The sequence below is a fragment of the bacterium genome (assembly GCA_035371905.1).
GTDB lineage: Bacteria > Ratteibacteria > UBA8468 > B48-G9 > JAFGKM01 > JAMWDI01.
The window spans coordinates 1-7777 of the sequence record DAORXQ010000080.1 but is presented as its reverse complement, the minus strand read 5'-3'; the positions used below and the strand labels follow the sequence as shown (position 1 = coordinate 7777).

At 32.0% G+C, this 7777-nt stretch carries 6 protein-coding genes, 1 tRNA gene and 1 rRNA gene; 7 read left to right on the top strand and 1 reads right to left on the bottom strand.

Translation table 11 applies throughout. The features are described from left to right. A partial coding sequence (locus PKV21_07955) for a beta-galactosidase (GenBank protein HOM27421.1) occupies window positions 1–3333 on the top strand: 3333 nt, incomplete at its 5' end. A 12-nt stretch (window positions 3334–3345) separates the two neighbouring features. After that, the gene (locus PKV21_07950; GenBank protein ID HOM27420.1) at window positions 3346–4791 is read left to right on the top strand and encodes a hypothetical protein; all 1446 of its coding nucleotides are present in this window, start codon (window positions 3346–3348) and stop codon (window positions 4789–4791) included. A gap of 6 nt (window positions 4792–4797) precedes the next feature. On the opposite strand, the gene PKV21_07945 is transcribed toward PKV21_07950, so the two are convergent. Next, window positions 4798–5136: a metallopeptidase family protein gene (locus PKV21_07945; protein HOM27419.1), complete on the bottom strand. Its 339-nt coding sequence runs from the start codon at window positions 5134–5136 to the stop codon at window positions 4798–4800. Between the two features lie 46 nt (window positions 5137–5182). Here PKV21_07945 and PKV21_07940 point away from each other — a divergent pair, with 46 nt between their 5' ends. From PKV21_07940 to PKV21_07920, 5 genes are all read left to right on the top strand, one after another. Then, window positions 5183–5980: a dihydropteroate synthase gene (locus PKV21_07940; protein HOM27418.1), complete on the top strand. Its 798-nt coding sequence runs from the start codon at window positions 5183–5185 to the stop codon at window positions 5978–5980. Continuing rightward, a tRNA-Pro gene (locus PKV21_07935) sits at window positions 5981–6056 on the top strand. A gap of 176 nt (window positions 6057–6232) precedes the next feature. Further along, a complete protein-coding gene (locus PKV21_07930) occupies window positions 6233–6808 on the top strand; it encodes a nitroreductase family protein (GenBank protein HOM27417.1) in 576 nt (191 codons plus the stop codon). A 132-nt stretch (window positions 6809–6940) separates the two neighbouring features. Then, on the top strand, window positions 6941–7132 hold the full coding sequence (locus PKV21_07925) for a hypothetical protein (protein HOM27416.1): 192 nt from the start codon (window positions 6941–6943) through the stop codon (window positions 7130–7132). Window positions 7133–7216: 84 nt separating this feature from the next. Then, window positions 7217–7777, top strand: a 16S ribosomal RNA gene (locus PKV21_07920); the annotation flags it as partial.

Genomic DNA, 7777 nt, shown 5'->3' with positions numbered 1-7777 from the left:
GAAGAATTTCAGAAGTACCTTGAAGAAAATTTAAAAAGTAAATATGATGTTATAGTTCTTGGAAGGGTAAGATGGAGTGTTTTTCCTCAGAAATTTAGGGATATGATATTAAATAAGGTAAAAGATGAGGGGACAATACTTCTTGCTTATTTTGGTGACTGGTATGGATGTAAACTTGCAGAGGATATTAAGTTAGATGACTTAAAAAAAGCAACAGAAAATAAGATAAATTTTGATAGAAAATTTTTATATCCTTATAAAGGACTTCCACAGTTTAAAAAATACAAGGACTTTGAAGAGTTTATAAATTCAACTCTTGAAGTTTATTCATATGGGAATGGAAAAATTTTACTTCTTAAAGGATATTCAGTCCCTCATTTTCAAAATTTAACACCAGCAAGTATAAGGAGTCCTTTTGAAACAAAATATATTGAGTATGATTATCTTCTTGCTTATCCAATTCAATTAATTATTTCATATGTTAAAAGTCCTGAAATTGAAATAAATGGGGCAGATTACATAAATGCAGATATAAATTCTATTTCAGATATTAAGTTTGTTCTGAAATCAAATGAAACGAAAAAAGTTACATGTGAGCTTGTTTTGAGGAATGAAGATAATGAGGTAATTTTAAAAGATAAAAAAGATATAAATCTGTCAAAAGGTGAAAATGAGGTTAAGTTTGAAATAAAAAATAAGATTCCAAAGGGTAATTATTTTGCGGATATATGGGTAAAAGAAAAAGGGGGGATTGTTAATTTTGGCTCTTCTTTTATAGAAGTTAATTCAAACGATTATATAGGAGAGGTAATATTAAATAAAAGTTATAAAAGAAATGAAGAAATAACAGGAGAGGTAAATATATTCAGTAAAGATGGAAAGGATAATTTAAAGTTGAAAATAAGTTTGATTGATAATTTTGGAAGATTGGAGAAGACAGAGATTTTTGATTTTAAAGGAGAAAAAATAAATGAAAAAAAAGTAAGTTTTAAAATTACTCCTCCAAAGGCCTATCTTACAATTCTACAGTGGTTAAAATTTGAACTTTTAAGCGATAATAATATTGTTGATAGAAGTTTAAAGTTTTTCTCTGTATCAGATTTAAGACCAAAGGATGATTTTAGGACAATTTTATGGTTTCCACCTTTTACTGGTGCTTACACTGAAAGATGGTATTGTAGAAATATTTATGAGGCAGGATTTGATTCAAGATATTACACAGGGATGGGGCCTGTTGCAATTTTAGAGAATCTTTGGTATGTTTCAAATCCTATAAGGTTTGTTGATATGAAGACAGACCCATGGGGAACTATGGATAGAAAACCAGAAGACCATGTAAGACAACCCTGTTTGAATGATCTTGATTATTTATCAAAAGTAGAGGAAGATTTAAAAAAGAAGATTGAAAATGAATTACATTTTTCAACATATGAATTTTCATGTGGAGATGAATGTCATTTTGCAAGTTGGAGGCCACCATATGATAAATATGAACTCTGTTGGTGTGATAGATGTGTTTCAAAATTTCATGAGTATCTGGAAGATAAATATGGAAATATAAAGAGATTGAATCAGGAATGGAAAACAGATTATACATCATTTGATGAAATTAAGCCAGTTACATATCAAGAAGCAATTGAAAATCCAAAATTGAGACCATTATGGATAAATTATAGGATTTTTATGGAGGATACATGGACAGGTATTTTTGAATATGCAAAGGAAATAATTACAAGGATTATTCCTAATGCAAAGGTTGGATACGAAGGAAGTCAGAGAGGATATGTTTTTACAAACAGTTTTACAGCAGAGGACTATTACAAACTTTCACAAATTATGACATTGAATAATCCTTACAGTCATCCATTTATAAGATATGCATTTAAGGATTTTGCAAAGGAGGGGAGTTTACTTGGACTTGGATGGCAGGGTTCTTATGGAGCAGGTATAAAAAATAGAAAAATAGACCCATGGAGAGTTCTTTTCTTTGGTGCCAATAGTTTATGGATATGGCACGGTCCTCCAAGGGAACAATCAGTTGTCTCTCCTGATTTATCATTTTATGAATACTTCAGACCATATATAAGTCAAATACCTGAATTAAAAAAAGGTATAGGCAAGTTATTTATAAGTTCAAAAAGAGAGGATGATGGGATAGCTATACTTTATTCAAATACAAGTGTTCATGCTTCTGCCTTAACTCCGCAATTGCCTCCAATATGTGAAAATTTGAACTTTTTTGTGAGATATTTTGAATCAAGTGGCTATCAATTTAGAATAATTTCATATAAACAACTTGAGGATGGAATTTTAAATAAAGAGAAATTTAAAGTTTTAATTCTTCCTTATGCTCAATCAATTTCACAAAAACAGGCAAAAGAGATTATTTCTTTTGTTAATAATGGAGGAATTGTTATTGCTGATATAAGACCAGGAGTTTGTGATGAAAACGGAAATTTTTATCAAAATGGAGGTGTTCTTGATAATATTTTTGGAATAAAACAGAATATTGAATTTGAAGTGAAAAAAATTGAAAATTTTGAATTGAAGTATGGAGAATTAGCTTGCAGTTTACCATCAATCCATCTTGATTCTTCTATTATTTTGACAAATGGTAAAGCGAAAGAAAATGTAGAAAATATACCTGTTTTTATAGTTAACAATTTTGGTAAAGGGAAAGGGATTTTATTAAATTTAAGTTTGATAAATTATCCTGATGAAAATATGCAAGGGATAAGGAATATTCTCAATAAAGTGATTGGGGAAATTGCGGGGATTCAGAGAAAAATAAATTATGAGCCGGATAATACAGAAATCGGTTTTACTCCTTATAGATATAAACTTGGTTCTCATACATACCTTGGAATTCTTTCACCGTGGAGAGAAGGAGAAGAAGTAAGAGAATGTAAATTAACACTGCCTCAGAAATTTCATATTTATAATATAAGAAAAGGAGAGTACATAGGATTCAGTGATTCACTAAATATAAAAGTTCTACCGGAGGATGTACTGATCTTTGGATTTTTACCTTATAAAATAAATGATTTGAAGATAAATTCAATCAAGAAAGTTAAAAAAGGGGAAATATTGAATTATGAAATAGAATTACAAACAGAACCGCAATCTCCAGAGACACATATTTTCAATGTAAGTATTATTTCTCCTGATGGAAATGAAATAAATTATTATACAGAAAATTTAAAAGGAGAAAAAGGGAAAGCAAAAGGAAGTGTAATTTTTGCTTTAAATGAAAAAGAAGGGGAATATATATTGAGAGTTAAAGAGGTTATTTCTGGAATTTGCAAGGATTTTCAGTTTGAAATTTCTGATTGAAAGGAAAAAAAAATGGAAAGAAGATTTTTTCAGATGAATTTTGCCGACTGGAACAATTTTGTTTTTATAGATGAAAAACTTGTTGAAGAATCATCAGGTGTAAAAAAAATTTTTTATTCCCTTGAGAAATATGAAAAAAATCCAGTAATTAAAACAGAAAAATTATGGGAAAGTTATCTCTCTAATTTTGATGCTGGTTATATTTACGACCCTTTTTATTCAAGTATGGTATATGATAATGAGAAAAAAATTTACTGGTGCTTTTATCAGGCCTTTGGAAGATTTGGTTCTTATCTCTGTCTTGCTCAGAGTGAAGATGGAATAAACTGGATAAAACCTGAATTAAATCAGGTATTGTTTGATGGAAGTTTTGAAAATAATATTTTAAAATTTCCAGAATATCCTGCTTTAAGTATTGATTTTGGATGTGTTGTCCCGAATTATTTAAAAAATATAGATGCAGAACTTATATGCAGTAATTTTTCAAGATTTGATGATAATCTTTATTTTCAGGGTATCACAGTTGCTTTCAGTAAAGATGGGATAAACTGGGATTTTCACTTTCCACCAGTTTTGCCCTATGATGGAGATGCACACTGTTTGATGTGGGACCCTGTAGAAGAAGTTTATATTATTACAACAAGGTCTTATCAACAATATAATGTTTATAGAAGATTTGGGATGAAAAGAAAAAGACATATAGCGATAAGTAAAAGTAAGGATTTAATACACTGGACTCCTATGATAACAGTTCTTGAGGCAGATGATAAAGACCCTGAAAATAGGGAGTTTTACAAAATGTTTATTCTTCCTTATGGACATGGATATATTGGATTTTTGCAGATTTTTGATGTTGACCCTTCTTTATCAAAAGGACCTTGTGAAGTTCAACTTGTGTTCAGCAGAGATTTACTTAATTGGGATAGAGTAGGAGACAGAAAACCTTTTATTCCAAGAGGTGAAAAAGACCAATGGGATTCAGGTATGACACTTATGACTATTTCTCCTGTAAAAGAAGGAGGAAATTTAAGATTCTGGTATGGAGGGAAAAAAGGAGAACACTGGATTGGAAGTACAGGAGGTATAGGGACAGGAGTGATAAGAAAAGATGGTTTTGTATCATGGACAGCAGAAGGAGAGGGATATATTGTTACCTGCCCTCTTCATATATCAGGGATACCTGAGATATTTTTAAACTTAAAGGCACCAAAAGGAGAAGTAAGAGTTGAAATACTTGAGGATAATAAAGTTCTTCCAGGATGTGAAAAAGAAAATTGTATACCTGTTTCAGGAGACCATATTCTTGCACCTGTTAGATTTAAAACACAATTATTAAGATTTGGAGGAGATGTGAGATTGAAATTTTATCTTAAAAATGCAGAATTATTCAGTTTTAAAGGAAATTTTACACTTCCTGAAAGATATAAATATCCAAAAAGATTTCCAAACTGGTGGTAATTGAAATTAAAGGTCAAGTTTTTTCAATGAGTTTTCATCAAGACCGAGATAATGTCCAATCTCATGTAAAAGGACTTTTTCAATCATTTTTTCAATTTCTTCTTCTGTTCTGCAGTACTTTTCAATACTTTCCTTATAGATGATTATTCTATCAGGAAGTACAAGAGAATAAGCAGGAGTTTTTCTTTTTGGGAAAGGGACTCCGTGATATAAACCGAAAAAATTGGGTTGAGGACTGTCTTCAATTATAATTGCAACATTTTCAATTTTATCTCTTATTTCTTTTGGTATTTTCATAAATTTCTGATAAACTATTTCCTCAAATTTTTCTTTTGATATTTTCATACAATTATATTACAATAAAAATACTCAAAAACAAAAAGGAGAAAAAATGATAATAATTGGTGAAAGGATAAATGGTACAAGAAAAAATATAAAGGAGGCAATTGAAAAAAAAGATAAGTTGTTTATAAAAAAAGAGATTAAAAAGCAGATTAATTGTGGTTCTAATTATATTGATTTAAATGCTGGAATTGGAAAAGGTAAAGAAAGAGAAAAAGAAGATATAAAATGGTTAATTGAATGTTTGTATGAAGTGGGAAATTTTCCTGTCTGTATTGATAGTTCTGACCCTGATGTGATTGATTTTGGTTTGTCTCTTATTAAAACACCTGATAAAATGATAAATTCAATAAATGGAGAAAAAGAAAAAATAGAGAAAATGCTACCGGTAATTAAAAAATATCCTGAAAGTAAAATTATATGTTTAACAATGGATGATAAAGGAATACCATCTGATTATAAAAAAAGAATAGAGATAGCAGAAAATTTAATAGGGATATTGAATGGAATCGATGTTAAAAATGAAAACATATTTGTTGATTGTCTGGTTGAACCTGTCAGTGTAAATTATGAAAATGGACTTATTTTTTTAAAAGCATTAAAAGAAGTAAAAAAATTTAATGTAAAAACCACCTGTGGTCTTTCAAATGTTTCTTTTGGACTTCCTGATAGAAAACTTGTTAATAAATATTTTCTTGCTTTATGTATTTATGAAGGTCTTGACTCTGCAATAGTTGACCCGACAATACCTGATATAAGAGAAGCAATATGTGTAAGTGAAATGTTAACAGGTAAAGACGAATTCTGTATGAATTATTTAAGAAGTAAAAGAGAAAACTGTTTTTAACGGGGCGTGGCCCAGTCCGGTTTAGGGCACCAGAATGGGGTTCTGGGGGTCTCCGGTTCAAATCCGGACGCCCCGATTAGCAATCTTCTTTGAGACGGATGGTTTCGGTATAACTAAGGCAATGGAAAAAAACTTGAGGGATAAAAATGAACATAGAAAAACAGTAGGAATGAAGGAAAAGGAGAAACAATCCGGACGCCCCGATTTAAAATTTGCTTTATGTTTTTTAAAAATGTGCTATAATTAAAAAAAATGGATATATATGAAATTATTAAAAAAAGAAGGACTATAAGAAGATTTAAACAGAAAGAAATTTCAGTTGACCTTCTTGAAAAATTTGTTGATATGGCTCGTATTGCACCAAGTGGAGCGAATATGCAACCACTGGAATATATAATTGTAAACGATAAAAATATTGTTGATAAAATTTTTCCTTTAACTGGATGGGCTGGATATCTTGGTAAAGATGGTCCTCCACCTGAGGGAAAAAGGCCTGTTGCATATATTGTTGTTTTAATAAATAATAGTATAAAATCTCCTACTCCAAAACATGATGCTGGTGCTGCAGTTGAAAATATTTTACTTTCTGCAACTTATGAAGGAATTGGTACATGCTGGATTGGTTCTGTTAACAGAGAAAAATTAAGAGAAATTTTACAGATTCCTGAAAATTATGAAATTGACACAATTATTGCTTTAGGATATCCTGATGAAGAAAGTTATATTGAAGAATTTAATGGTTCTGTAAAATACTGGAAAGATGAAAAGGGTATTATGCATGTTCCTAAAAGAAGTTTAAAGAATATTTTACATTTTAACAAATTTTGATTTGACTTGACAGTTTTTAAAAAAAAGGTATAATTATAAACTTAATAGAAACAATTTAGTTAAATTTGATAAAAAAAGTTGTTGAAACTTTATTAAAAAAATAGAAATTTGCGGGAAAGGAGGTGAGAAGAAATGGCAGAAAAAAAACAAAATCCAGCAGCAGTGGTGATACTGATAATAATAATTCTGGTGGCTTTGTTTTTAATAATTAAACAGACAATGCCAAAGAGAACACCTGCTCCTACAGCACCAGAAACAGGAGCTCCAGCAGTACCACCAGCACCAGAGGGTGAAGCACCAACAGAAACACCTGCTGCTGAGTAATATCTCTTGACAGGTTTTAAAGAGATAGGTATAATATATATGCTTTAAAATAACGTTCTTTGAAAATTTGGGGTATCCGGAAAATTTCCAGAGGGTTTAATCCTGGCTCAGGGTTAACGCTGGCGGTGTGCCTAACACATGCAAGTCGGGCGACGAACTCGCTGAGGTTGGAGTAATCTGACCAAAGCGGGGGAAAGCGGCGGACGGGTGAGTAACACTTGGGTAACCTACCCTCGGGACCGGGATAACCTGCCGAAAGGCGGGCTAATACCGGATAACCTTTTCAGGTGAAATTCCTGAAAAGAAAAGTTTTGTTTAAAAAACAAAACACCCGGGGATGGGCCTGAGTCCTATCAGGTAGTTGGTGAGGTAATGGCTCACCAAGGCTAAGACGGGTAGCTGGTCTGAGAGGACGGCCAGCCACAGGGAAATTGAGATACGGTTCCCACTCCTACGGGAGGCAGCAGTGGGGAATCTTGGGCAATGCCCGAAAGGGTGACCCAGCGACACCGCGTGGGTGATGGCGGCCTTCGGGTCGTAAAACCCTGTCAGGGGGGAAGAATTCGCTTTATGCGAATGACGGTACCCCCAGAGGAAGCCCCGGCTAACTCCGTGCCAGCAGCCGCGGTAATACGGAGGGGGCAA

Bases quoted from the DNA above. Each gene is read 5' to 3' on its own strand.
- PKV21_07940 (HOM27418.1), top strand. From the start codon at position 5,183: ATGATAATAATTGGTGAAAGGATAAATGGTACAAGAAAAAATATAAAG.
- PKV21_07930 (HOM27417.1), top strand. From the start codon at position 6,233: ATGGATATATATGAAATTATTAAAAAAAGAAGGACTATAAGAAGATTT.
- PKV21_07950 (HOM27420.1), top strand. From the start codon at position 3,346: ATGGAAAGAAGATTTTTTCAGATGAATTTTGCCGACTGGAACAATTTT.
- PKV21_07945 (HOM27419.1), bottom strand. From the start codon at position 5,136: ATGAAAATATCAAAAGAAAAATTTGAGGAAATAGTTTATCAGAAATTT.
- PKV21_07925 (HOM27416.1), top strand. From the start codon at position 6,941: ATGGCAGAAAAAAAACAAAATCCAGCAGCAGTGGTGATACTGATAATA.